The sequence below is a fragment of the Mobiluncus sp. genome, assembly GCF_985070215.1.
In genome coordinates this window covers 51,595-76,587 of sequence record NZ_CFKZQR010000001.1, presented here as the reverse complement: position 1 = coordinate 76,587, position 24,993 = coordinate 51,595, and the positions used below count along the sequence as shown (strand labels likewise).

At 57.6% G+C, this 24,993-nt stretch carries 18 protein-coding genes and 2 tRNA genes; 13 read left to right on the top strand and 7 right to left on the bottom strand.

What is annotated here, in order from left to right:
* Positions 1-9: 9 nt before the first annotated feature.
* Together AC5LBQ_RS00325 and AC5LBQ_RS00320 are read right to left on the bottom strand one after the other, a co-directional pair.
* Entirely contained in the window at positions 10-1,074 is a 1,065-nt protein-coding gene (locus AC5LBQ_RS00325) for a serine hydrolase (RefSeq protein WP_493264275.1), read from the bottom strand.
* A gap of 15 nt (positions 1,075-1,089) precedes the next feature.
* A complete protein-coding gene (locus AC5LBQ_RS00320; RefSeq protein WP_493264274.1) occupies positions 1,090-3,924 on the bottom strand; it encodes a DivIVA domain-containing protein in 2,835 nt (944 codons plus the stop codon).
* Positions 3,925-4,162: 238 nt separating this feature from the next.
* Here AC5LBQ_RS00320 and AC5LBQ_RS00315 point away from each other — a divergent pair, with 238 nt between their 5' ends.
* On the top strand, positions 4,163-4,612 hold the full coding sequence (locus AC5LBQ_RS00315; RefSeq protein WP_295028515.1) for a ribose-5-phosphate isomerase: 450 nt from the start codon (positions 4,163-4,165) through the stop codon (positions 4,610-4,612).
* Between the two features lie 80 nt (positions 4,613-4,692).
* On the opposite strand, the gene AC5LBQ_RS00310 is transcribed toward AC5LBQ_RS00315, so the two are convergent.
* Positions 4,693-7,488, bottom strand: coding sequence for a DEAD/DEAH box helicase (locus AC5LBQ_RS00310; RefSeq protein ID WP_493264273.1), 2,796 nt, complete (start codon positions 7,486-7,488; stop codon positions 4,693-4,695).
* Positions 7,488-8,270 carry a fumarylacetoacetate hydrolase family protein gene (locus AC5LBQ_RS00305; protein WP_307741291.1) on the bottom strand — a complete coding sequence of 261 codons (783 nt, stop codon included), beginning with the start codon at positions 8,268-8,270 and terminating at the stop codon, positions 7,488-7,490. Before AC5LBQ_RS00305 ends, AC5LBQ_RS00310 begins: the two co-directional genes overlap by 1 nt.
* Positions 8,271-8,900: 630 nt before the next feature.
* Between AC5LBQ_RS00305 and gltX the strand changes: the two genes are divergently transcribed.
* From gltX to AC5LBQ_RS00280, 5 genes are all read left to right on the top strand, one after another.
* Complete coding sequence (gene gltX / locus AC5LBQ_RS00300) at positions 8,901-10,454, top strand: glutamate--tRNA ligase (protein WP_493264272.1); 1,554 nt, start codon at positions 8,901-8,903, stop codon at positions 10,452-10,454.
* A 111-nt stretch (positions 10,455-10,565) separates the two neighbouring features.
* On the top strand, positions 10,566-12,191 hold the full coding sequence (locus tag AC5LBQ_RS00295) for a methyl-accepting chemotaxis protein (protein WP_493264271.1): 1,626 nt from the start codon (positions 10,566-10,568) through the stop codon (positions 12,189-12,191).
* A gap of 62 nt (positions 12,192-12,253) precedes the next feature.
* Positions 12,254-13,939 carry a methyl-accepting chemotaxis protein gene (locus AC5LBQ_RS00290; protein ID WP_493264270.1) on the top strand — a complete coding sequence of 562 codons (1,686 nt, stop codon included), beginning with the start codon at positions 12,254-12,256 and terminating at the stop codon, positions 13,937-13,939.
* 63 nt (positions 13,940-14,002) lie between these two features.
* A tRNA-Gln gene (locus AC5LBQ_RS00285) sits at positions 14,003-14,073 on the top strand.
* 1 nt (position 14,074) lies between these two features.
* Positions 14,075-14,150: transfer RNA gene (locus AC5LBQ_RS00280), tRNA-Glu, on the top strand.
* A 69-nt stretch (positions 14,151-14,219) separates the two neighbouring features.
* Here AC5LBQ_RS00280 and mcrC read toward each other — a convergent pair.
* From mcrC to AC5LBQ_RS00265, 3 genes are all read right to left on the bottom strand, one after another.
* Entirely contained in the window at positions 14,220-15,317 is a 1,098-nt protein-coding gene (mcrC, locus tag AC5LBQ_RS00275) for a 5-methylcytosine-specific restriction endonuclease system specificity protein McrC (RefSeq protein ID WP_493264269.1), read from the bottom strand.
* Positions 15,314-17,011, bottom strand: a complete 1,698-nt coding sequence (locus tag AC5LBQ_RS00270; RefSeq protein WP_493264268.1) for an AAA family ATPase — start codon at positions 17,009-17,011, stop codon at positions 15,314-15,316. The genes mcrC and AC5LBQ_RS00270 overlap by 4 nt, the downstream gene beginning before the upstream one ends.
* A gap of 98 nt (positions 17,012-17,109) precedes the next feature.
* Positions 17,110-17,838 (bottom strand): IclR family transcriptional regulator, encoded by a 729-nt coding sequence (locus AC5LBQ_RS00265; RefSeq protein WP_493264267.1) that lies wholly within the window; start codon positions 17,836-17,838, stop codon positions 17,110-17,112.
* A 144-nt stretch (positions 17,839-17,982) separates the two neighbouring features.
* Between AC5LBQ_RS00265 and leuC the strand changes: the two genes are divergently transcribed.
* The 7 genes from leuC to AC5LBQ_RS00230 all read left to right on the top strand — a co-directional run bounded on the left by leuC (position 17,983) and on the right by AC5LBQ_RS00230 (position 24,976).
* Positions 17,983-19,383, top strand: coding sequence for a 3-isopropylmalate dehydratase large subunit (gene leuC / locus AC5LBQ_RS00260; RefSeq protein ID WP_493264266.1), 1,401 nt, complete (start codon positions 17,983-17,985; stop codon positions 19,381-19,383).
* 25 nt (positions 19,384-19,408) lie between these two features.
* Positions 19,409-20,047, top strand: a complete 639-nt coding sequence (leuD, locus tag AC5LBQ_RS00255; RefSeq protein WP_491680761.1) for a 3-isopropylmalate dehydratase small subunit — start codon at positions 19,409-19,411, stop codon at positions 20,045-20,047.
* Positions 20,048-20,130: 83 nt separating this feature from the next.
* Entirely contained in the window at positions 20,131-21,450 is a 1,320-nt protein-coding gene (murA, locus tag AC5LBQ_RS00250) for a UDP-N-acetylglucosamine 1-carboxyvinyltransferase (RefSeq protein ID WP_295028444.1), read from the top strand.
* On the top strand, positions 21,447-22,277 hold the full coding sequence (locus AC5LBQ_RS00245) for a lysophospholipid acyltransferase family protein (protein WP_493264265.1): 831 nt from the start codon (positions 21,447-21,449) through the stop codon (positions 22,275-22,277). The genes murA and AC5LBQ_RS00245 overlap by 4 nt, the downstream gene beginning before the upstream one ends.
* A gap of 36 nt (positions 22,278-22,313) precedes the next feature.
* A complete protein-coding gene (locus AC5LBQ_RS00240; protein ID WP_295028448.1) occupies positions 22,314-22,814 on the top strand; it encodes a DUF732 domain-containing protein in 501 nt (166 codons plus the stop codon).
* Positions 22,815-22,856: 42 nt separating this feature from the next.
* Positions 22,857-23,984: a D-alanine--D-alanine ligase family protein gene (locus tag AC5LBQ_RS00235; protein ID WP_295028450.1), complete on the top strand. Its 1,128-nt coding sequence runs from the start codon at positions 22,857-22,859 to the stop codon at positions 23,982-23,984.
* Positions 23,985-24,067: 83 nt separating this feature from the next.
* The gene (locus AC5LBQ_RS00230; protein ID WP_295028452.1) at positions 24,068-24,976 is read left to right on the top strand and encodes an ATP-grasp domain-containing protein; all 909 of its coding nucleotides are present in this window, start codon (positions 24,068-24,070) and stop codon (positions 24,974-24,976) included.
* Positions 24,977-24,993: the final 17 nt, after the last annotated feature.

Below are 24,993 nucleotides of genomic sequence, written 5' to 3'. Positions count from 1 at the left end.
ACTGAAAATCTAGCCTATAGCGGCGATGAGCTTGTTCAGCACACCGATACCGCCGTCAAAAGAGCCGGCTTGGGCGGCGATAGCGAGAGGCACCCGTTTGCCTTCACTGTTTTGATACCAGCCCATTTGGCGCACCAGGTAGCCTCCGCTCACGCCCGGCCCCCAACCGCCCTTGAACGTGGCACCGGGCAGACTGCCCATTCCCCAGCGTTGGCCGCCGCTGACTTGTCCCATATTGGACACCACCGGACCTGAACCCGCTAAACAGGGCAGTTTCATCATGAACCCCACTTGGGACGCGGTGGTCCAGGGAGTTTGCCCGAAAACTGTGAACCCGGAGCGCAGCCGCACAGACGGGACTGTCGTCGAGTTATCCCCAGCCTGACGTAAAACTTGGGTGACGGCCTGAGCCCGAGCGGCATCACTTGCGCCCAAGGACTGCCACAGCGCCTCAGCGGCACCGTTATCCGACTGACGCAAAGCCGCCGACATGGAGCCCGCCATAGCCCCCGCCTTCCCAGCCTGGGAAACCGCCACAGAAACCGGAACTTTTGACGTCGACCACGCCACCCAGGCTTGTCCAGAACCGGCGGTTTCAATCTTGGAACTGACCGGATCAAACCAGGCAACGGAAATAGTGGCCCCCGTGTCTCGGCCGACTTTTTCAAATGTCGCACGTAATTCCTGGCTGCTGAGCCGTCCGGCGGCGGGAGATGTCAGCGCCGTGCCGTCACAGCCCTGCATTTGGGCAGCAGCAGAAGCCGGGGGGGTGGGAGAATCGCTCGGTCTCGTAGCCTGGTTGGAAGGCGAAACGGAACTGTCGGGAGTAGCTGTCGGAGACTTCGCGTTCGTACCGGCAGAATCCCCCGGCCGTTGCGAGGTGAGGGAAGGACTGGGCGAGGCGCTCACCTGCGGCTGGCGAGCCAGCTGGGTAACGCCCACGGCTACCGCCCCCGCTACCAGGCCTCCCGCCAGCAGGGTTACCCCTAGAGCCACCAAGCCGCGCCGCACCCGGCGGTGCTTCTCACCAGCGGCATCATAGTAGGGATTGTTATGTTTCGGAGTGTAAGACATCAGACTGGCAAACTCTCAAATTTTTGGAATGGTCAAATGAACACCGTCAAAGTCAGAGGAAGCCGAGGTCACCGGGACTTCACGCCCGTCCGGAAGACATACGAATACCTGATCGTCGGCACCTAGCGGCCGTGACGTGGCTACTGTCACCAGGTATCCCGTGGTAATCGACTTGCGGTGCTGCTGGGCTTCGAGTTTCGCAATCGAAGCCGGTTTCACCCGCGAACCACTCTCATCGAGAGCCCCGTACACGGAAGTGAAGGTATCCAAATTCGAACGGTATCCAGCCAAGAAATGCGGGATGAAACGCCCGTCCGGATCGACCTCAGCCAAAGGCTCCTCGCCCTGCAGCATGGGCCGCGGGTTGGAATCCTCCGGGAAAATCGGAGCCGGCTGGCCCTTCGCAGCTTCACCGTCTGCGGACTGGGTATCAACCATCGGGGCGTCCGGCGTGGTATCGGGAACGGACGCGGTATTCTGAGCCGCCAGTTCCTCCAGCTGTGTCGCCGAAAGATGCTCTGAAGCAGTGTCTGGATGGGCCGGCTCGCTCGGCGTGGCCGGGGTGGGAGTCTCGGGGGGCGGGAAATCCGCGTTACTACGGGTCGGCGTCATCAGCACACTCGGCAAATCAGCCAGCTTTGGCTCGGATTCTGCCGGGGAGACCGCCTGTTCGTGTTCGAGTTTTTCGCGAATTTGGCCCAAATCCATCCCCACTCCGGGAGTCGGCAGCGGGGGAGCCACTACGTCAGTCAGCGGAGCCTTTCGGTATTCACCAGGGATGCCGTAGTCAGTTGCGGCGCTGCCCAAATCGTTGACTTCTGCGGGGACCGGCTCGGTCTGCCCCAGTTCCACCGTCTCCAGCTTTGGCATCTGGAAAGTCGACGGGCTAGGCTCGGCAGGTTCCGCTGGGGTAGCGGAAACCTCGCTCATCGGCTGAGGCTGTTCCGTTGCGGGTTCTATTGGGGTTTCAGGGCGAGGAGTCGAAAAGTCCGGTACCGGTTCGTACGCCGAAAAGTCCGGGGTGGCGGGCTGATCTGCCGGGGGGACTGCCGGCGGTTCGGCAGATAGCGATGCCGGTGTGCCTCCCCACTCGTTTGGTGCCAAGCCCTCTGGCTGGTAGGGGTTTGGTGTCTGCCAGGAGTCGGCTGCGGGTTGCTCTGGCATTCCATAAGGTAGCGGGGTAGCCGCGGGTGATTCCGGGAACGCATAAGGGGGTTGCGGGAAGTCGGCGTAGGACTGAGGCGTCGACTCGGGGACAGATTCCGGGGAATAGTATCCGCCAGGATCTGTTGAATCGGGGTAGGCTGGTGCTTCTTCCGGGGCGGTGGGAGCGTAAAAGTCCTCCTGTAAGGCCGCGGAATCAGCCTGGGCATCGGTCGTCTCAACCGGTAGTTCAGGGGCGTCGTCCAGATTGATTTCGTCTGGATAATCATCGCCCAGAGAATCTTCCAGGTCGTAGGACTTTTCCTGGTCAGCGTCAAAGGTTGAATCATAATCCGGAGCTGCCTCAGTTGGGGAAGCCTCGTAACCTTGCGGGTATCCTGCCTGTTCATAGCCCTGAAGATACTCGGAGGGGGTTTCGTCGGGACTCTGGGCGTCCATCGGTGCGGCAGGAGTGACCGGCATGACCATTGTGGTGTCTTCGGGAATAAACGACTGGTTTTCGCCCTCAGTCTCAGGCACATAGCCGTAGCCTTCCGGCGTCTCCATGCCGTAGGGTGAGGCGTATCCGGCCTCGGCGGGATAACCCGGATATTGCTCAGCATTTCCCTGACTGTCCGCCGGGTTTACGGTCATCGGCTGGCCATAAGCGTCATAACCATAGGGCTGGTAAGGGTCATATCCGGCCTCAGGATACGGCTGAGCGGCGGTCGAATCCGTACCTTCCGGCAGTTGTGCGTCTACGGGATATTGCGGGACTTCGCCCCATTCATCGCTCAGTCCCGCAGCGGCTTCGGCCGCGGCAGCTTCGATACCAGGCTCGGCGATCGATTCTGTCGGAGTCTCGACACCCGGTAACGCCTCACTGGCAAAGGTCTGAGCAGCACCGCCCTCGATCGGGGACGAATCCGTCTCCGGAGTCTGGGACACGGGGGACACCGGCGAGTTGAGCGGAGGAAAACTGGGGGAAACGAGAGAACTATCCCCGCCTAAATCACCGTTATGAGGCGAACCGTCCTCATAATCGGTGAACACTGCTTGTTCAAAGGAAACGGGTTGAACAGCGGGAATCGACCCGGTGGGAGTGCCTAAAACGGAAGAACGCACCTCAGATTCAGTGGCGGGTTCGGGCCCGCCAGCGGAAGGAACAGACGGCGCGGAATCAGCGGTTTCCGGCGCGTTTTCCACAGCGGGAGCCTCAAACTGAGCCTCGGAGGAAAGGTCAATCGGGGTTACGGTTTCCTCGCCAGCGGGCTCGGGGTTGCTGGGCAGCTCGCCGGAGGCAGCGGCTTGTTCGGCGGCCTCGGCTTCCAGCGCTGCCCCGTCCACCTGCAATACCTGGTAGCGCTGGTCGGAAGGGGGGATGCCGTACAGCTTTTCGTAAGCCTCCAAAGTGGCGGCGACCTGGTCCAAGTAGTCGTCCACGACGTCTTGGTCGTAGCCCACCCGCATTCGGGTGTAATCGAAGTCGACCTCACGCACGTCCCGGCCGCGGACCGTAATATATGCCAAATCCACCTCGGCCTCGGGCGAAGCATTCAGCGCTTCGTAATATGAGAGGACGCGAACCACTTCATCAAGGTAGTCGTCTATCTGATTCTGGTCGTACCCATCGCGGAACTTTGTCGCAGGGAACTGAGCCGAAAAGATGTCTTCACTGGTCAGCAATTGCGGGGCGTCCTCGCTCATGTGCCGGTCCTTTCCATTCTTCGTCGTCAGCAGCGCGGCCGGCTGCTTTCAAGCAGAGTCGGGTTTTGCGCATACACACTTCAACAGACAATTTTACCTGGAGTTGTGGGAAAACGTTGTCGATTAGGGGGTTTGGGGACGAATTGAGCCTTTTTATGCCGCACCCAGAGAATCTCGCTAGGATATAAATGTTCTTGGCTGTGCCCGGGCGGGCCAGATTCGACACGAAAGGAAAATTATGCGTGTTCACATCGGTACAGACCATGCCGGCTTCGAATTGAAACAGCACTTGGTGACCTGGTTGCGGGACCGCGGCTATGAAGTCGTTGACCACGGACCTGCCGCCTATGACCCAAATGACGACTACCCGGGCTTTTGCATTGCTTGCGCTGAGGGCGTAATGGCAGATTCAGGCTCTTTGGGCATCGTGCTGGGCGGCTCGGGCAACGGCGAACAAATCGCCGCCAACAAGGTGCGCGGAATTCGCGCGGCACTGGTGTGGAACGAAGAAATCGCGAGCCTCGCCCGTCTGCACAACAATGCCAACGTGATTTCCATAGGCGCTCGCCAGCATTCCGTTGAGGAATGCGAACGTTTCGTGGAAGTGTTCCTGACCACGGACTTTTCCGGCGACGAACGCCATCAGCGCCGCATCGGCCAGCTCAGTGATTACGACAACAAGCGGTAGTTTGCGGCGTTAGTTCCGCGTTTTCCCCGAGTCCGGCACTATTTTAGGGCAGGTTTGGCGCTTACGGCGCTATCAACCGTTTAGAGCCGTTCCCACAGCCCCAGCGGCACCCAGATAGGGTGAAACGCCTCGTTGGAGGCTTCGGGGTCCAGCAGCGCATAAAAACCAAAGTCCAGGTCGCCATCTCCGTCAACAATGGTCAGCTCTGCCAGCCACAGATTTTCCGGGATACCCTCGGACGAGATGCCGATACTAGCCGGCAGGTCGGCCTCGGTGGGCTGAGCGATAACGCGGAAATTGCGCTGGTGGCGGGCCTCTCCTACCGTTTCCATGAAGTCGTGGGCGTCCCAGTAGGCGCCGAGTTGTTTGTCCCAGCCGGATTCCGTGATTGGGGGGATTTCCGCCAGAGGCCGGGACACTCCGCCCTGGTCAGAGCGCAGTTTTGTTTCCATTGCGCTGAGCCGCTCGAACTCATCCCCACCCAGCATATCAAGCCAGCTGAACAACTCCCGGTGCAGTTCGGTGCCAAGTTTGGCGGGGTTGAGGCGGTAGTCAAAAGTTCCGTCCGGGCGCTCGCCAAAAGCCAGTTCCGTTTCGTCCGGCCCGCCAGCTGAGGTGGTGCCGTCCAAGTTCGCCGTTTTGCGCAGTTCCGGATTTTCCAGGAACTTCCATTCATCCAGCAGGGACGAGTCGACCCGGTCAATGGTGTCGTTCAGCCAATCCAGCACCTCGATAAACCGTTCGGTTTTCAACGGTTCGGGCACAATCTGGGTCAGTGCGCGCCACGCATCGGACAGGTAGCGCAGCAAAACTCCCTCGGAAAACTCGATTTTCAGGCTGGCTTCGAAAGCCTGGAACGTCTGGCCGGTTTCCACCATCTCGCGGATGATGGATTTCGGGGAAATGAAGTATCCGCGCGCCCACGGGTTCGCTTTGACGTAGGTGTCAAAAGCGGCCTCCAGCTCCTGGCTCAAGGGTTTGGGGTAAGTCGTCCGTTCCAAGGCGGTTTGCCGTTCGTCATAGTCCGCCCCGCTCGCTTTCAGTTCCGTAAAGACCCGGTCTTTCGCGGCGCGTTCCTGGGCGCGCAAGATAGCGTTGGGGTCGTCTAAAACGGACTCCACCACGGAAATCACATCGAGAGTATCCCCGAACGCACCCCCGGCTGCGGACGTATCCGCGCTGGGGGAGTCCGCGTGGTCAGTAAACGCCTGCAAATAATCCAGGGCAAATGGCGCCAAGTCTTGATTCAAGGCGAAAGTCTCGGGCAGGTCTGCTGTCAAAGTCCAGTGCCCGCCCTGCGGACGCCCCTTATCGCAAGCGGAGCCGGAACTGGATTCGCCGCTGTCGCCATGCGCGAGCTGCCCTCCGGAAATGACCTCGGAATCCTCGAGGGATTCCAAGATGTGCTGCAGGGTATCGGCAAAGGGATTGCGGTCCTTTGCCGGCCCGGTGGCACGTAGCACGTTGTGGTTGCGGTACACCAAAGTGTTCAGGTTTTCGGCCTGGTCGCCGGGCTTTTGCAAGGTGTTTAGCACCATCGCGTGCGTAATCTTCCACCGCGGCACCATCGCCTCGGGAGCGCTTTGCGCCAGACGGTTGAACGTCCCTTCTGTCCAGGACGTGCGGCCTTCTGGGGCTTTCTTTTTCTTGATTTTCTCAAGCTGTTTCGCATTCCCCTCCGCTCGGGCGATGGCGATAGCGTTGTCGATTTCCCACTCCGGGGCTTGGGCCACCACGTATCCCACGGTGTCAAACCCGGCGCGACCCGCCCGCCCGGCAACCTGGTGGAACTCACGAGAATTCAGGTGACGTTCCTTGTTCCCATCAAACTTCACCAGGGAGGTCATGACGACGGTGCGGATGGGGACGTTGATGCCGACCCCGAGGGTGTCGGTCCCGGAAATGACCCGGAGCAGGCCGGCCTGAGCGAGTTTTTCGACGAGCCTGCGATAGCGGGGCAGCATTCCCGCATGGTGGATTCCGATGCCTTTCAACAGCAGCGGCTTCAGAGTTTTCCCAAAAGAAGAATGAAACTGTACGGTGTTTACCTGGTCTTTGAGCCGGGCGGCAGTGTCGGGGTCCAGACCCAGACGCAAATCCAGGCTGGCGATTCGCTCGGCTTCTTCCACCGCGGCGCGTTGACTGGGATGCACCACGTAGGCCGGCAGTCGGTCCTGATTGGCCAGACCCTGCAAGATTTTTTCCAGCGGTTCGGCCGCGTAGGACATCTCCAGCGGCACGGGACGTTTCGCGGAATCGAGGACCGCGACTTCACGCCCGGTGACTTCCCACAGATTCTTTGCAAACCACGAAGTATCCCCCAAAGTGGCACTCATCAGCACAAACCTGGTTTTCGTCAGAGTCAGCAGGGGAGCCTGCCACGCCCAGCCGCGCTCCGGGTCAGCATAGTAGTGAAACTCGTCCATCACCACGGTATCGACGTTAAGGTAATCTCCCCAGCGCAGCGCCTGATTCGCGAGGATTTCCGCCGTGGCGCAGATAATCGGCGCATCGGCGTTGACTGAACCGTCGCCGGTGACCATACCCACGTTGGCGGCACCAAACAGGTCCACCAGGTCAAAAAATTTCTCGCTGACCAGCGCCTTTAACGGTGCGGTGTAATAGGAAACGCCGCCCCGGGCTAGTGACCACAAAATCGCGGCCACCCCAATCAGGGACTTACCTGAGCCGGTTGGGGTGGGAGCGATGAGGTGCTTATCCTCCAGAATCAGGCGCTCGGCAGCCTCCTGCTGGTGAGGATACAGCGGGCGGCCGGTAGATTCGGCCCATTCCTGAAACGCGAGCAGAACCTCGACAGGGTCTGTGAGTGCGTCGCGATCTTCCAGGTCGTCCAGCAGTTGATTGAGAGCCTCCATCAGCGGCGCACCGGGTTGCTCAGTTGCCCCAAGCCCTCGATTTCGCAGGTCACAGTGCAGCCTGCGGTGAGCGGGCCGACACCGGCGGGGGTGCCGGTGAGGATGACGTCGCCGGGTAGCAGGGTCATGGCTTGGGAAATGTAGGTCACCAGTTCGCCCACCGGGTGCATCATATTGGCGGTCGTGTCGTCTTGGCGGGCCTCGCCGTCTACTTCGCTGCGGATGCGCAGGTTTTGCACATCGAGGTCAGGGTTCACGGTAATCCACGGTCCGAGCGGGCAAGCAGTGTCAAAACCTTTGGCGCGCGTCCACTGTTTGTCGGCTTTCTGGGCGTCGCGAGCGGAAACGTCATTGCCGATGGTGTAGCCAAACACATAGTCTTTCCAGTTTTCGGGGTTAATGTCCTTCGCGACATGCTTGATGACCACGCCGAGTTCGACTTCATGATCGACATGGTTGGACCACTTCGGCAGGACGATAGGCGCGCCAGGGCCAATGACCGAGGTGTTGGGTTTGATGAACAGAATCGGGGCATCAGGCACGGCCGAGCCGAATTCGCGGATATGTTCCAGGTAGTTTTTTCCGACGCACACAACTTTCGAGGCGGGAATGACCGGGGCGACCAGGCGCACGTCCTCTAGCTGCAAGATCTGGCCGGTCGGAGTGATTTTGTCAGGACTGTACAGGGGGTTTTCCGCCAAGACCGTAATCCGGTCCGTGTCGTCCTCCATCACGCCAAAACCGTAGGTATCGTCGCCTTTATCAAAACGTATAACTCGCATGGGGTCAGTTTATCAACCGCGGAACAGCGCGTCCCATCCGGTGAATGCGCGAGTGCTGGTGGGGTTCGGGCTGGGGTTCATGCTATTTGGTGATTAAATCGGGGTTGCTGGTCTATATGGTCACCTACCCCTGTTTAATCACCGATTTCAATCACGAACTGTTGGGTCGCGGTGGAGGAGCGGATTCGGTCGGGGCGCTTCGTCGCGGGGGCGCTCGCGAGAGGCGGAAGGGGGAGGGCCCCCTCGCGTTTTGCGCGACTATTGTCGCAAAACGCTCACCCCCAGCCTCTCGCTGAGTCGCCCCCCTGCTCCGGTCGTGCCGGATATTCCGAAACTCGGTAACAAACAGCCTCAAAATTCCCCTGCAGCCTGTCTTGCACGAACGACCGATTTCGCTATGCTCAGAGCCTATCGGCAGGAACTAGAATCTCGCTTACCTGCTGGTTTATAAAACCGGGAGTTGATGATGGCCCAGATTCTGGGTTGAAATCGGTCGTTAGTGCAACTATTCCGGAAACCACAGGAAGTTTCACACCTAAACATGTCAGAAATCCGAGGTATAGACACCGGTATTTGGCTCGGAACTGCGGCGCGGTCGCAGTGCTGAAAAAAGCGTTGAGGCGGGGATATATGATTGACTCTGTGATACATACCGAATTGCCTGAAGTCTCTGCAATCCCTGTGCCGCCCGCGGACGGTCCGAAAACCCGTGTGCGGTTCTGTCCTTCCCCGACCGGCACTCCCCACGTCGGCATGGTGCGCACCTGCCTGTTCAACTGGGCTTATGCGCGTTCCCAGGGTGGAACTTTCGTGTTCCGCATTGAGGACACCGACTCGGCGCGCGACTCCGAAGAATCGTTTAACCAGATTCTGGAATCACTGGACTGGCTGGGCTTGGATTGGGACGAAGGCATCAACGTGGGCGGTCCGCACGGCCCCTATCGCCAATCAGAGCGTATGGATATCTATCGCGAAGTGGCTGGTCAGCTCCTGGAAGCCGGCTATGCTTACGAATCTTTCTCGACCCCCGAGGAAGTGGAGGCGCGTCACCGGGAACGCGGCGAGGACCCGAAGCTAGGCTACGACGGCTTTGACCGTGACCTCACTGCCGCTCAGCGCGAGGCCTATATAAAGGAAGGCCGTAAACCTGTGCTGCGTCTGCGAATGCCGGACGAGGACATCACTTTTACCGACCTGGTGCGCGGCGACATTACTTTTAAGGCTGGTTCTGTACCCGACTACGTCATCGTGCGTGCCAACGGCGAGCCGCTTTACACCCTGGTGAATCCGGTGGACGATGCGCTGATGGAAATTACTCACGTCCTGCGCGGCGAGGACCTGTTGTCCTCCACCCCGCGCCAAATCGTACTTTACCGGGCGCTTTACGCCCTGGGGGTGGCGAAGTTCATGCCCTATTTCGGACATCTGCCTTACGTGATGGGCGAGGGGAACAAGAAACTCTCGAAGCGTGATCCGGAATCGAACCTGCTGCTGCATAAACAGCACGGCATTATTCCCGAAGGCCTGGTCAACTATCTGGCGCTGCTGGGTTGGGCCTACGCAGCGGACAACGATATTTTCAGCCGCGAACAAATGGCTCAGGCTTTCGACATTCGCGCGGTAAACCCGAATCCGGCTCGGTTTGACCTTAAGAAATGCAACGCGATCAATGCCGAGCATATCCGCTTACTGGACGCGCCCGATTTTACCCGTCGGACTGTACCTTTCCTGGCGGCAGCCGGTTTTGTCGAGGCGAAGGAATACGATTCCCTGAGTCCCACGCAACGCGCCGTACTGGATCAGGCGGCACCGTTGGCGCAAACCCGCGTCCAGCAACTGGATCACCTCCCGGGACTCATTGGGTTCCTGTTCCGTGATGACGTGGAATATGACGAAAAGGCCGTCGCGAAGCTGAAAGGTGAGCCCGCCGCGATTCTTGAGGTGGCCGCCAAGGCGCTGGAAACCGCTGGTGACCAGGCGTTTGCCGAAACTGAGACGATTCACGAAGTCTTGAACGAGGCGCTCATTGACGGTTTGGGAGTCAAACCGCGCGTAGCTTTTGCGCCGCTGTTCGTGGCCGTTACCGGGACGAACGTATCCATCCCGGTTTTTGATTCCATGCGTATCCTAGGGAAGGAAGAAACCCTGCGGAGAATAAAGAAATTTACCGAATTCTTAGGTTAACTTTCCCCGCAGGGGGAGTTTTTCTTGATAATTCTCTAAAACGCCCTAATTTTCCTTGATATTTTAATATAATTAACTCCGATAGTCCGACACTATCCGATTGACACAGATGTGAATAATCAGGAGTTACAAGTGAAAACGAAGAAGCTTTCTGTCGCTATGAAGACCCACATCATAGCGCTGCTCGCGGCAGTACTGTTGGGTCTGATGCTAATCTACATGATCATTTCGTTACAGGCGTACCGAGGAATATTCCAAACAGAGGTTGCCAGTTTCGATGAAGTAGAAATGGTGGAAGATGCCAGGATTGACTGGTCTAACCTCCGTTCCCAGGACATTATGCTGCTCACCCAGCTGCAATCTGGAAAGATTGGAAACCTGAACAGCTCGGGCGATGCAGTCAACGAGGTTAATGAGCTGCTGGGGAAAGTTAGTGATGGCCTCAGTAACTTGGAAAAAGCCCCTCTGAGCAGTGAACAAAAAGCCTTGGTTGCGGATATGCGCGCCGCTCATGACAGCTATTCCGCCGCTTGGGGTGAGTTCACCCAGAACGCAGCGGGGAACAACGCCCGGGCTTTGGAGGCTTCAAACGTCTTTGGTCAGTTCGAGGAAGAAAACGGTTTCGTTTTTGCGGACAAGTCCCGCGCCCTGCTGGACACTTACGTAGTTGAACGCGAAGATGCCGCACATGCCCGCGCGACAACCGAAGGCACGACCATCATTATTTCAATCGTTATTCTCGTTATCGGGGCAGTGTTGGTTTTCCTGATTGTTCGTCTGTTGGTAGCGCCCATGATCAAGTCGGTCCGCGCCCTTTCCGCGGGGATGGACAAACTCACGGAAGGCGACTTTACCGCCGAGGTGCAGCGTCACAGCAGAGATGAGGTCGGCGATATGGGCGACCACTTCAACGATGCTATGGGTGGCTTACGTCAAAGCATCGCCGTAACCATCGGCGCGGCAGAGAACGTCGGCAAGATTACCGCAGGAATTGGGGAAGGCTCTCGCGAAGCAGTAGGCGCCACCCAGAAAGCTACCGACTACATCAACAGCGGGGCGGCGGCGGCCGAGCAAGTTTCTCGCTCTATTCAAACCGTCGCTGCTGGTGCGGAGGAAATGAGCGTCTCGATTAAAGAGATTTCTTCCAACGCTAACGCGGCCGCTGGAGTGGCCAAGGAAGCCTCGGAAGTCGCCCAGCAAACTAACGAAACCGTGGCTAAACTTGGCGAGTCTTCCCGCGAGGTCGGTGAAGTCATTGAGACGATTACGGCGGTAGCGGAACAGACGAACCTGCTGGCCCTGAACGCGACTATTGAAGCCGCACGAGCGGGAGATGCCGGACGAGGCTTTGCCGTGGTTGCTAGCGAGGTCAAGGACTTGGCGGCGGAGACGGGACGCGCTACTGAGGAAGTCGCCGTCAAGGTCGAACAGATCCAGACCGATACGGAGGCCGCAGTTGCTGCCATCGAAGAAATATCCAACATCATCGCCTCCATCAACGATTACCAGACCACTATTGCGGCCGCGGTTGAGGAACAGACCGCCACGACCAACGAAATGAGCCGGTCGGTTTCGGAGGCTGCTGATGGTTCTACCACCATCGCGGAAAATGTGGCTGATATTGCTCGTAACACCACAAACTTGGCTGAGAGATTTGCTGATGTGGATCAAAAGATGGGTGTACTGGCTACAGAGTCAAACGACCTGGTTACCCGCCTCAATGAGTTCAAGTACTAGGGAGGACGATCGTGACTACGGATTTACAAAGTACAGTGAGCGCGAATACTGGAGAAAAGACAATGAGTGATGCGGCGGCGAAGAATGCTGGTAAAGCGCGGGTTAACGCCAAAGGCAAGAAGATGCGGCGGCTGCCCCTGGTAGTTCAGATAGGCGCCATCGGGGTTGCCGGTGTTGTCGGTCTGCTGGTGATGCTGCTGCTATTCGTGGTGGGTGTACGCATCTATGGCAACTCCACGGAGAGCTATGTAGCTGAACAGAGTCAGGTCGAGGCGGCTCAGGCGATGCACTATGACATGACGCGTTTGATTGCTTCGGAACGTGAATTGAAACGGGTTGGCACCTCCCAGACCATCAGTTCTGAAGCTCGTGAAGCCTCGATGAAGGTGGCCACCGAGAATGTTAAGCACTTCATGGAGCTGACGGATCAGCGCTTGGAGGAAATGTCAAAGATTGACGATCAGACTATCGCGCCGCTGGTGGCTCAGGCTACAGATGTGATGAAGAAGTTTGAAGCTGAAGTCAACCAGATTACCGAACTGGTCAACCAGGGCAAGGGCGAAGAAGCCGCGGCTATTGATGTGCTGGACTTGGCTAATCAGCTCAGCGACCTGGTCCCGCAGATTGCCAACGCGTTGGAATCCAAGATGGACGAGGCAACCGAGCAGTCTGAAGCGGTGTCAACGATTGTCATGATTGTCATGTGCGTCGTTTACCTGGTGGTGCTGCTTCTCGCTCTGCTCATTGGTTTCTTTGTGCGTCGTGTGCTGCGCAAGACCGTGGCGAACACGGGCGATTCCATCGAGTCGCTGTCTAAGGGTGACATGACAGATGAAGCCGAGATGCTAATGAACGATGAGCTGGGCGACGTGGCGATGAAGCTCAACGAGAGTTTGGCAACCCTGCGTCAAGTTGTTGGTTCGGCTGCTACAACGGCACGAAAGGTTAATTCCGTGGCCAAGGAGGTCGGGGACGGCATCGATGAGGGTTACAAGGAGACCGAGGAAGTTATCGCCCAGACTCAGGTTGTGGCTGGCGCGGCCGGCGATGTGACGCAGTCGATTCAGACCGTGGCTGCTGGTGCGGAAGAAATGGGCGCCTCGATTCGCGAGATTTCTTCCAACGCTAACGAAGCTGCCAGGGTGGCTGGGGAGGCTACCGAAGTGGCGCAGCGAACCAGTGAAACTGTTTCTAAGCTGGGGGTTTCCTCGCGCGAAATTGGCGATGTGGTCAACACCATTACCGCTATTGCCGAGCAAACCAACCTGCTGGCCCTGAACGCCACCATTGAGGCGGCTCGTGCCGGGGATGCCGGTAAAGGCTTCGCGGTGGTGGCTGGTGAGGTCAAGGACCTGGCTCAGGAAACCGGTAAAGCAACCGATGACATCACTGCCAAGATTACGGCTATCCAAGCTGATACGGATGGCGCGGTGGCAGCAATCGAAAAGATTTCTGACATCATCAACCAGATTAACAACTACCAGACCACCATTGCGGCGGCCGTGGAGGAACAGACCGCTACGACCAACGAGATGAGCCGTTCTGTGGCTGAAGCGGCGACCGGTTCGGCTTCGATTGCGGAAACCATTTCTCAATATCAAGAGATTGCCCAGGAAGCTGGCAAGGGTGTGGAAACCCTCCAGCATGCCTCGGATGAATTGGTCGAGGCCTCGAAAGAGATGTTCGACAATATCTCGATGCTGGTTTACGAAAAGAAAGGCAACTCTGAGAACTTGCCAAATGCCTAGCTATTAGGGTAACCTTGACACTCGGTGCGAAAATCTCGTCAGGGATTTTTGCGCCGAGTGTTATGGGGTATGGTGTAACGGCAGCACTAGTGATTCTGGTTCACTCAGTCTAGGTTCGAATCCTGGTACCCCAGCGCCCCTATCGTCTAGCGGCCTAGGACATCGCCCTCTCACGGCGGTAACACCGGTTCAAATCCGGTTGGGGGTACCACCTCTTGAAAGAGGTTTTCAAACTTCATGTATGTTTGCCAAGCTGCGCGGTTCTCGCGCAGCTTTTTGGTTATATGCCTCCGCTTGGCTTCGGAGCTGCCTGTTCGGGAAAGAAACGTTCCACGATGCCGTCTAGGCGCGCTCGGATTTCGGCAAAGTCTTGATTCAGATCCAAAGTGGCGACGCTAATGGTGTTACCGCTCATGTTCCAGGTGCTTTCTGCAGGAACTTGCTCGTCAGTCTTGGCGTACAGCAGCATTCCCGAAACCACAGATTCGGACGTCATCGTAGACGCCGTGGCCGTGTAGTTCTTAACGTAAGTGAAAATCTGGTATAAATTCGCGGAGCGGAAGGTATTTTTGTTGAAATACCTGGTCAAAATCTGGCTGTAATATTTGGCGTCAATAATCAGGGTGTGTCCGTGAGTATCCGTCAAGGTGACATCCGAGCGCATCTGGGGCAGCGATGTGTCGTCCGCGCCTGGCTCGAGCGCCCAAGGGACTTGGCTGGCGTTCACCTGTAGGGACGGGTGTTCGCGTCGGAAGTATTCCAACAGGAATTTTTCGTATAGACGGCTCATTTCCTGGTCATCAAGGAACTTTGCGAGCCGGTATTCACCGTGCTGTTCACGCGGCAGCATACCTTCCACAACGAACCGACAGATAGACAGAAGCAGCCGGTAGGACCGGTTGCGGGAGGTCAGAATGAGGGTATTCCACCGAATATTCCGTAAATCGATGGGAGTGACGTTTGAGAAGAACAGCAGGGCGCGTTTCAGTTCCTGGCGCTGTTTTTCCTTCACATCCGCATGTCTCAACAGCAGCTGCGCTGTTGCTGCCAAGACTTGATTGGCGAGGTTATCCGTGGACAGCTTGGCGAAACTGCATGAGATTCGTTGTTTCTGACTTATGCGATTGCGAAGTGTGGCAGGGATGTCAACGCGACCGCGAACAGTGGTGAGATTATCGTGGGTATCCAGGTATTCCCGCGGCAGTCCCTGCTTGATTTGCCGTCCGATTCCCGCAGACAAAATGGCGGCAAACAAGGAATGAATGTTGTCGAACGTTTCTCTGTCAAGGTGGGCGTACTCTCCACGGTTCAGCTCACGATACGCGTAGGACAGCATGTAAAAAATATTTTTTACCAGGATGGGTTCCTTGGTGCTCACGGGATGAGACCTTCCAAACGGGATTTCCATGATTCCAACTTTTCCGGCTCATCAAACCAGTACTCCTCTAGTAGGGGGATGATGTCATATCTTAATACGGCGCGCAGCCATTCGTCTTTTATCTTGTCTTTGCTGGTGCCACACAGGTAGCTGTGACCGATACAGAATCCTTTGCCCAAGGCCGGGTCGCCGGCAATGTCGTGGTTCAGTTCAGCAATGGTTCTGACCACAGTATTGAAGTTCTCGTTCTCTAAGGAGCTTTGATACTGCTGAAAGCCCTCTGAAGCGAAAGCTGGCTTCATCTCAAAGAAACTGAAGCGTCGCCGCAGCGCATAGTCGATCAGAGCGAGACTGCGGTCCGCGGTGTTCATCATCCCGATAACGTAAAGATTCCCCGGTACGCTAAATGGTTCGTCCGTGTAGGCCAAGGTCGCCGGTTTTCCCCGCTTGTCAGCCTCAAGCAACACCAACAGTTCACCGAATATCTGAGAGAGATTGCCGCGGTTAATTTCATCAATGATGAAGTAATACTCGTTGTTGCTATCGGTCCGAGCTAGGTCGCAAAAACGTTTGAAAACCCCGTCTTTCAGGGCAAAACCAGAACCATCAGGCTTGTATCCCATCACGAAATCCTCGTAGGAATAGCTTTGGTGGAACTGTACCAGCTCAACGCGGCTCGAGTCTCGGGTCCCCATCATCGAATAAGCCAGTCTCTTGGCGGCGAATGTCTTGCCCACTCCGGGAGGCCCTTGCAGAATGATGTTCTTTTTCCAGCCGAGAATGCCACGCAAATCTTCGTACTCCTGAGCCCCAAGGTAGACTTCCGAGAGGAAATCATCAGTGGAATACGGTTGAAAATCATTGGGGGCATCATCTGAGTCATCATCGGCTGTGACTACTGCCGTTTGAATCGGGGTTTCGTTCGCTTTCTCTTTCCGTCGTTGATTCTCAGCTTCGGAGCTCAAAAATGCCTCATGCGAAAGTTCATAGAACGTGCGCTGCCGGGATGAGGCGGTTTTCAAGGAATCTGCAATACTGTCGCATATTTCCAGGTATTGGCTGCCGGTGGGCAGGGCGTTATGCTGCTCCTTTATCCTGGATTTAAGAGAACTCTCAAATGTGGATGCCTCGGTGAGATACCAGCGATTCCTGGAGTCTAGGCACATATAGTCGTGTGGCCGTATCCAGTACAGGGCCATCGTCAAATTCCACTTCACAGCAAACTGTTTGCGAACCCGGTCAAAATTTTCAATGAAAGAATCGCGATTCGAGACTGACTTATCCCTCGCGTAATTCAGCGCGGCACAGTACATGAGCCAGAGGTTATCGATGTCCGAAGGCTGGCGTCGCGAGTCATTTTCAAATCCATAGTAGGTGGCCATGGGCGGCATCAGAGTGGAAATTCCATCGAAGTCCTCTACCGGCTGGGCGGCAATGGAAAATTCCTGCGCGAGAGACGCGATGATGGCTTGTCGACTTTGGTCGCTTACCTTTTTGTTGAACAACCCAAATACGGTAAACGGATCTATGTCCGAGGGAACTGGAACCGAGTCCAAGGTAGGTAAGTCCATCCCCAGATTGGCGAACACGGCCTGTAATTTACGGATTAGTGACCCTCTGTCGTCGCGGTAGGTCAGCAGCTGATCCGCGAACTTAGTGTAAAAGTCAATCCATGTGAAATGCTTGTCTCCCATTTTTCATCCTCTCGGTGGAACACTATCTAAAACATAGTTTAGAGATGACCCTGGAGGTGAAAATTTCAGAGTTATTTACGGACCCGAGACCGGCCGGGTTATTCCTCGTCGCGGCGCAGGAATTCGCTCAAGCGGTTGGCGGCGGCAACAACGGCGGTGCCGTGGGTGCGACCGGGCTGGCGTCCCAAGCGTTCGATGGGTCCCGAGACAGATACGGCAGCGACCACACGGCCGGTCGCGCCGCGGACCGGGGCGGACACGGAGGCGACGCCGGGTTCGCGTTCCCCAACTGATTGTGCCCAACCGCGCCGACGGACTTCTGAAAGCATAGTGGCGTTGAAGGCCGCCCCGCGCAGCCCCCGGTGCAGGCGTTCTGGTTCCTCCCATGCGAGCAGGATTTGGGCGGCAGATCCGGCTTGCATAGTCAGGGTCGCCCCCACCGGAATCGAATCGCGCAAACCGATGGGTCGTTCGGCGGCAGCCACACAAATCCGCTGGTCGCCTTGACGGCGATACAGTTGGCAAGACTCGTGAGTATGGTCGCGCAGGGCAGCCAGCACCGGTGCGGCGACACTCAAAAGTCTGTCGTCCCCGGCTGCTCCGGCCAGTTCCGCTAGGCGGGGCCCCAACGTGAAGCGACCTTGGGAGTCCCGGGTCAGGAAACGATGATGTTCCAAAGCCACCGCTAGGCGGTAAATGGTGGGTCGGGCCAAATGTGTGGTGTCCACCAGTTGAGCCAGGGTCGCGGGACCGGCCTCCAAGGTCGAGAGAATCAGTACAGCTTTGTCGAGTACCCCTACACCGGAATTTGCGTTAGACTTGTCCATACCTTGATATTGCCATCTCACAATGTGAAATGCAAGTTGGCTGGTAATAACGGGTAAACATTGATAACAACAGGAAAACCCGCGGAACTCCGCACCGTCCCCAACGGGCGAACGTTCCAGACTGCGCAATGAAAAGAGGCAAAAATGGGTGAGACGCTTGCACAAAAAGTATGGCGCGACCACGTGGTGAAAAAAGGGGAAAACGGAGCGCCGGATTTGCTCTATATCGACCTGCAGCTGTGCCACGAAGTGACCAGTCCGCAAGCCTTTGACGGGCTGCGTCAAGCCGGGCGGAAGGTGCGCCGCCCCGAACTGACGCTGGCTACAGAGGACCACAACACCCCCACACAAGACATTGACCGTCCCATCGCTGACCCGACCTCTGCGCTACAGATTGAAACTCTGCGAAAGAATGCCGCGGACTTCGGACTCCGACTCCACTCCCTGGGCGACGCCGACCAGGGCATTGTCCACGTGGTCGGGCCGCAACTAGGACTGACCCAACCGGGGATGACCGTCGTCTGCGGCGACTCGCACACGTCTACCCACGGGGCTTTTGGGGCGCTGGCCTTCGGAATTGGCACTTCGGAAGTCGAACACGTGTTGGCGACCCAAACCCTGCCGCTGGCTCCTTTTAAAACGATGGCAATCAACGTTTCTGGGCATTTGAAACCGGGCATGACCTCGAAAGACCTGATTTTGGCGATTATTGCGAAAATCGGCACCAACGGCGGGCAAGGTTACGTCCTGGAATACCGCGGCTCAGCCATTGAGGACTTGTCGATGGAAGCGCGGATGACGATTTGCAATATGTCCATCGAGGCCGGGGCCCGTGCCGGAATGATTGCGCCGGACGACACGACTTTTGCGTACTTACAAGGCCGTCCGCACGCTCCCACGGGCGCGGATTGGGACGCCGCCGTGGCGTACTGGCGAACCCTGCCAACCGACGCTGACGCTGTCTACGATGCTGAGGTCGATATCGATGCCGATGCCCTCGAACCGTTTGTGACCTGGGGTACCAACCCGGGCATGGGGGTGGCGTTGAGCGGAGAAGTTCCCGATCCCACCACGCTCAGCGATGAAACCGCACGCCTGACTGCGCAGAAAGCCCTGGCATACATGGATTTGCAGCCGGGCACAAAAATGCGTGACATAAAAGTGGACACGGTGTTTATCGGCTCGTGCACGAACGGACGTTTGGAGGATTTGCGTGCCGCCGCGGAGGTTGTGAAGGGCCGTCACAAGAGCCCGGACGTGCGAGTTTTGGTGGTGCCGGGGTCTGCGCGGGTGCGTTTGGCAGCGGAACGGGAAGGCCTCGATCAGATTTTCCGCGATTTCGGCGCCGAGTGGCGCAACGCCGGGTGTTCCATGTGTCTGGCGATGAACCCGGACAAACTCGCGCCCGGCGAGCGTTCCGCCTCGACATCCAACCGCAACTTTGAGGGCCGCCAAGGCAAGGGCGGGCGTACCCACCTGGTCAGTCCGCTGGTCGCCGCCGCTACCGCGATTCGCGGCACTCTCAGCAGTCCCAATGACCTATAGATTCAGCTTAAGAAAAGGAAAACAAATGGAAAAGTTTACAAAACACACCGGCGTGGGAGTTCCGCTGCAGGTAACGAACGTGGATACCGACCAGATTATCCCCGCGGTTTATTTGAAACGCGTGACAAAGACCGGATTCGATGACGCGCTGTTTGCCGCCTGGCGCACGGACCCGAAGTTCGTACTAAATCAAGAGGCTTACCGGTCGGGTACCGTTTTGGTGGCGGGCAAGGACTTTGGCACCGGATCGAGTCGTGAACACGCGGTGTGGGCGTTGCGCGACTACGGTTTCAAAGTCATTCTCTCCCCGAAATTCGCTGATATTTTCCGGGGTAACGCCGGGAAACAGGGCTTGGTGACCGGGGTCATCAGCCAGGCCGACTGTGACCGACTCTGGGAGATTCTGCAGGCTCACCCGGGGGCGAAAGTTTGCGTGGATTTGGAGGCGCGTACCGCCAGCGTAGAGGATTTCACCTGCAGTTTTGCCATCGATGATTACACGCGCTGGCGTTTAATGGAAGGGTTGGACGATATTTCGTTGACCCTGCGCGATGAGGAGGCCATCGCCGCCTACGAAGCTCGCCGCCCATCTTTCAAACCGAAGACGCTGCCGGCCAAACACTTGCCGCCCCAGCCGGTTCAATCCGCTCGTCCCGTGAACTAGAGCCAGGAGTCTCTACCCTACGCGGTGGGCGAGCGCCGCGGGGTAAAATGGGAGGAACCTATTGAGTTGACGGAAGGAAGCCGATGTCGGTTTTGCAGGTGAATGGCGGGCGACCGCTGCAGGGCGAGATAACCGTGCGGGGAGCCAAGAACCTTGTCCCCAAAGCCATGGTGGCGTCGTTGCTTTCCCCGGAAACATCCCAGCTGGCATCCGTGCCGGACATACGCGATGTTGAAGTAGTCACGAAACTGTTGAACCTGCACGGGGTCGAGGTCGATTTCGACAAAACCGAGGGCGTGCTGACGATGAACCCCGTCAAGGTCGCGGCGGCTTCGGTGCAAGACGTCGACCGACACGCCGGCTCGTCGCGGATCCCCATCCTGCTGTGCGGGCCGCTGCTACACCGGTTGGGACAGGCGATCATTCCGAATCTGGGCGGCTGCAATATCGGCGGGCGGCCCATTGATTTTCACCTGAATACTTTGCGGGCTTTCGGCGCGGAAGTCGAGAAACTCCCCAATGGCATCCATATTTCCGCACCAAACGGGCTGGAAGGCACCAAAGTTGAACTGCCGTATCCGAGCGTGGGGGCCACGGAACAAACCCTGCTGACCGCGGTACGGGCGCGGGGCATCACCGAGTTGCGCGGGGCGGCAGTGGAACCCGAAATCATGGATTTGGTCGCTATCCTGCAAAAGATGGGCGCGATTATCTCCGTGGACACCGACCGGGTGATTCGGATTGAAGGTGTCGATGAACTGCGCGGATTTACCCATACCGCCCTGCCCGATCGGATTGAGGCGGCATCGTGGGCTTCGGCGGCGCTGGTCACCGGGGGGGATATCACGGTCAAGGGCGCTCGTCAGGCTGACATGATGACGTTCCTCAACACGTTCCGCAAGGTCGGCGGGGATTTCGACATCACCGAGGACTCGATTCGGTTCCGGCGCGGCACTCAGGGCGATTTGAAATCGATTGTGCTGGAAACCAATGTTCACCCCGGTTTTATGACCGACTGGCAGCAGCCCCTGGTGGTGGCGTTGACGCAGGCTCAAGGTTTATCGATTGTGCACGAGACCGTGTACGAAAATCGTTTCGGTTTCACTGAGGCCCTGCGCCGGATGGGGGCACATATTCAGGTTTATCGCGAGTGCTTGGGCGGACTGCGGTGTCGTTTCGGGGCACGGAACTTTTATCATTCCGCAGTCGTTTCCGGGCCGACCCCGCTGCACGGCACGGATATCGAGGTTCCGGATTTGCGCGGCGGTTTTTCGCACCTCATTGCGGCTTTGGCGGCGCAGGGCGTATCGAATGTTTCCGGAGTAGACATCATCAACCGCGGCTATGAAAACTTTATGAACAAGCTAAAGGCTTTGGATGCGCAGGTGGAGCTGCACTCATGACGAAATTTTCCGGTCCTGACCGCACCAGGCTGGTCGCGCAGTTTTCCCGTCCTTTTCGGCTGAACCGGGCGGGCCGTCCCGCGATGGGAGGGGTGTATTTTTGGGCTTCGCTACCGGTGCGCGCGGTGCTAATTGCGCTGGTGAAGCGACATTATGCTGGAGCGGAACACCTGCCTGAGAGCGGCGGATTCATCGCCGTGTCCAACCATGTTACGGAACTGGACTCGGTCACGTTTGCTCACTTCCTGGTAACTAACCACTATTCCCCGCGAATGCTCATGAAAGAAGAAATGATGCACTGGCCGGTGGTGGGCTTTTGTGCGCGGCGCTCGCGAATGATTCCGGTGTTTCGAGAAACCTCCCATGCCGCCGATTCCCTGATTGTCGCCAAATCCGCCCTGAAAGTTGGGGAGTGCGTGGGAATGTTTCCGGAAGGGACCCTCACTCGTGACCCCGACCTGTGGCCGATGAAAGCCCACACCGGCGCGGCACGATTGGCGTTGGAAACCCAGGTTCCGGTGGTGCCTGTCGCCCAGTGGGGAGCCCACAAAACCTTGCCACCCTACGGAAAACTGCACTGGCCGCCCCGTGGTCGAGTGTCGCTGGTGGCCGGTCCCCCCGTCGACTTGAGCGACCTCTATGGGAAACAGGACGATCACGAGGCCGTGACGGAGGCGACCCGGAGGATTATGGCTGACCTGACCGAACTTTTGCGGGGCCTGCGACCTGGTGAAGAACCCCCCGCGAAGGTGTGGGACATGAAAGTCGATGGCGACCGCTATGGACGTAAGAAAAACCGTCCCAAAGGCGGGAAAAAGTCGCGTTAGACCTGGTGAATACCCAGAACAGAAAGGGGGCGAGCGTTGCGAGACTTCGACGATGATGCCGAAGACACCGGCATCTGGGACAAGAGAACCAAAAAAACCATGATTGGCGCTTTCATTTTCTTTGCCGCCGGATTGTTCCTGGCGTGGGAATTTGGCAATATCAACGGTAATAATCCAGAGCAGCGTCCCGCCGACGCGGCCGCTCGTGAGGAAACCTATTGGAAACAGATTACTTTCCTGAACCCCGGTTTCCCTGCTGAACTACGCAAAGAAGTCACCAAAATGGGATGGCGGGCGTGCGGAAAGCTGGAATCCGGCTGGGATCCCACTCGGGTGCTGGCATTCATTGCCGAAAGCGACAATGGCTCGGGGTCGGACAAACTGCCGATGCCGGCCACCCAAGTGCAATTCTGGATTGGGGTGGAGCAATCCGCAGCGATGTCCCTGTGTCCCGAACAGGAATCGAAACTGGACGGGTGGCTGGAAAACTTTGCCCCCAAACCGGCTCCTACGCCTACGGTAACCGAGCCAGCCTAAAGGAATTCAAGAAAAACCCCCGAAAGGACTAAAGTTTTACCCATGAGTGAAGGAGAACAAAAGACCCGGGTAGCGGTTATTTTCGGCGGGCGCAGCGGGGAACACTCGATTTCTTGCGCCACGGCAGCGGGTGTGCTCGACCATATCGACCGCACGCGTTTTGAACCGATACCAATCGGAATCACCAAGGCCGGAGCGTGGGTGTTGATGCCTGACGAGTCCGATTCGCTGCGTCTCCAGGACGGCCAGGGTGCCGAGATTGAGGATAACGGGACTTTCGTCGCGTTGGTGCCGCAAAACCAGCATTTATTCTTTTGGGATTCCCGCACCCCCAGCGCTCCGATCAAGGACCTGGGCCGTGTGGACGTGGTGATGCCGCTGCTGCACGGACCTTACGGAGAGGATGGGACGATACAGGGTCTGTGTGAGATGGTTGGCGTGCCCTATACCGGTTGCGGGGTGGGTGCTTCCTCTAACGGTATGGACAAGGGGTGTGCGAAAGTCCTGTTGGAACACGGGGGGATTCCCGTGGGACGCTACCACGTCATCACGGACTTCGATTGGCGCCACCGCGCGGACGAAGTCCCGGCTCCGGTTCTGGCGTGGGGTTTGCCGGTCTTTGTGAAGCCGGCGCGTGCCGGGTCATCCCTCGGGGTCACCAGGGTGGATTCGTGGCAGGACTTTGAGGCTGCGGTCGTCGCCGCTCGCCGCCACGACCCGAAAGTTATCGTGGAGGCCGCGGTGCAGGGCGCTCGTGAAATCGAGTGTGCAGTTTTGGAGGGCCGCGCCGGGGGAGCCCCCCGAACCACCCCGCCGGGGGAAGTCGTGATGGTTTCCACCCCCGGAATGTACGATTTCCAATCCAAGTATTTTGCTAACGAGGCTGTGCGATTGCAGATTCCAGCCCAGATTCCCGCCGGTGTCGCGACGCAGATTCAGAGCTACGCCCGCCAGGCTTTCCAGCTGTTGGGCGGGGAGGGCCTGAGCCGAGTGGACTTTTTCTATGTGCCCGATACCGGGGAAATCATCCTCAACGAGGTCAACACCATGCCCGGAATGACGCCCTATTCCCTGTATCCGGGAATGTGGGAGAACGTGGGACTGTCCTACACCGACCTGGTTACCGAACTCATTGAGCTGGCTTTGGCTCACCCGCAAGGGTTACGGTGAGGCGGACGCAGCTATCGTCCCGCCCGGAGCGGACCCGTCAGCCGAAACTACAGATAGAATGAATGTGAATCGAAAGGACAACGATGTCAGATAATAAAGTCATTTTGGTGATGAGCTCCGAAACTCCGCAAGGATTGGCAGGTGACCAGGACTTATGTGATGCTTTGCGCGACCATGGAATCGAACCGGTCATGCGCAGCTGGGATGATCCCAGCGTGGATTGGTCAGAAGGTCGGTTCGCAGTGTTGCGTTCGACTCCGAACTATGCGCATCGCCGCGAGGAGTTCCTCAAGTGGGCTCGTTCCGTGCCAAAGTTGCTGAACACCCCCGAAATCCTGGAATGGAACACCGATAAGCACTACCTGCGCGAGCTACAAAAGTTGGGGATGCCCATCATTCCGACGACTTGGCTGGAACCCGAACGAAACCTCACTAAACATCAGGTTCACTCCCGTTTCCCTGCCTTCGGCGACTTCGTGGTGAAGCCGACCATCTCCAGCGGGGGGCGTGGCGTGGGACGCTACACTTCGACCTCCGCCAATTCGCGGCGCGAAGCTATAGAACACGCTATGGACCTGCTGTCTGCCGGTTCGGGCGTGATGATTCAGCGCTACTTGGAGGAAGTTGAGACACAAGGCGAGGTCTCGATTGTGTACTACAACGGGGTCATTTCCCATACCGTGCAAAAGGGCGCTATGCTGCACGCTGCCTGCGAGGGCCCGGAACCGGAACAGATCGTCACCGCCCGTTATTCCAGTCAGGAAGAATGGGGCTGGGGCGAGCAGGTTCGCCGCTACATCCACGACTACATTAAGTTAACCTCGGAACACGATACCCAGGTACTTTACGACCGGATTGACATGGTGGCTGACGGCAAAGGCTCGTACTACGTCATGGAAATATCATTGGTAGAAGGCAACCTGTACCTGGATTCCGCCCGGGAGGCGGTGGAACACTTCGCGGACGCCATTATCCAGCGTTATTACTGGTAAGCCGGCTTTTCGTCAGC

Excerpts from the sequence above, each read along its gene's own strand:
- murA (WP_295028444.1), top strand. The coding sequence starts at position 20,131 with ATGTCGGTTTTGCAGGTGAATGGCGGGCGACCGCTGCAGGGCGAGATA.
- AC5LBQ_RS00325 (WP_493264275.1), bottom strand. The coding sequence starts at position 1,074 with ATGTCTTACACTCCGAAACATAACAATCCCTACTATGATGCCGCTGGT.
- leuD (WP_491680761.1), top strand. The coding sequence starts at position 19,409 with ATGGAAAAGTTTACAAAACACACCGGCGTGGGAGTTCCGCTGCAGGTA.
- AC5LBQ_RS00320 (WP_493264274.1), bottom strand. The coding sequence starts at position 3,924 with ATGAGCGAGGACGCCCCGCAATTGCTGACCAGTGAAGACATCTTTTCG.
- AC5LBQ_RS00270 (WP_493264268.1), bottom strand. The coding sequence starts at position 17,011 with ATGGGAGACAAGCATTTCACATGGATTGACTTTTACACTAAGTTCGCG.
- AC5LBQ_RS00310 (WP_493264273.1), bottom strand. The coding sequence starts at position 7,488 with ATGGAGGCTCTCAATCAACTGCTGGACGACCTGGAAGATCGCGACGCA.
- AC5LBQ_RS00265 (WP_493264267.1), bottom strand. The coding sequence starts at position 17,838 with ATGGACAAGTCTAACGCAAATTCCGGTGTAGGGGTACTCGACAAAGCT.
- AC5LBQ_RS00315 (WP_295028515.1), top strand. The coding sequence starts at position 4,163 with ATGCGTGTTCACATCGGTACAGACCATGCCGGCTTCGAATTGAAACAG.
- leuC (WP_493264266.1), top strand. The coding sequence starts at position 17,983 with ATGGGTGAGACGCTTGCACAAAAAGTATGGCGCGACCACGTGGTGAAA.
- AC5LBQ_RS00290 (WP_493264270.1), top strand. The coding sequence starts at position 12,254 with ATGAGTGATGCGGCGGCGAAGAATGCTGGTAAAGCGCGGGTTAACGCC.
- AC5LBQ_RS00245 (WP_493264265.1), top strand. The coding sequence starts at position 21,447 with ATGACGAAATTTTCCGGTCCTGACCGCACCAGGCTGGTCGCGCAGTTT.
- AC5LBQ_RS00305 (WP_307741291.1), bottom strand. The coding sequence starts at position 8,270 with ATGCGAGTTATACGTTTTGATAAAGGCGACGATACCTACGGTTTTGGC.
- AC5LBQ_RS00235 (WP_295028450.1), top strand. The coding sequence starts at position 22,857 with ATGAGTGAAGGAGAACAAAAGACCCGGGTAGCGGTTATTTTCGGCGGG.
- AC5LBQ_RS00230 (WP_295028452.1), top strand. The coding sequence starts at position 24,068 with ATGTCAGATAATAAAGTCATTTTGGTGATGAGCTCCGAAACTCCGCAA.
- gltX (WP_493264272.1), top strand. The coding sequence starts at position 8,901 with ATGATTGACTCTGTGATACATACCGAATTGCCTGAAGTCTCTGCAATC.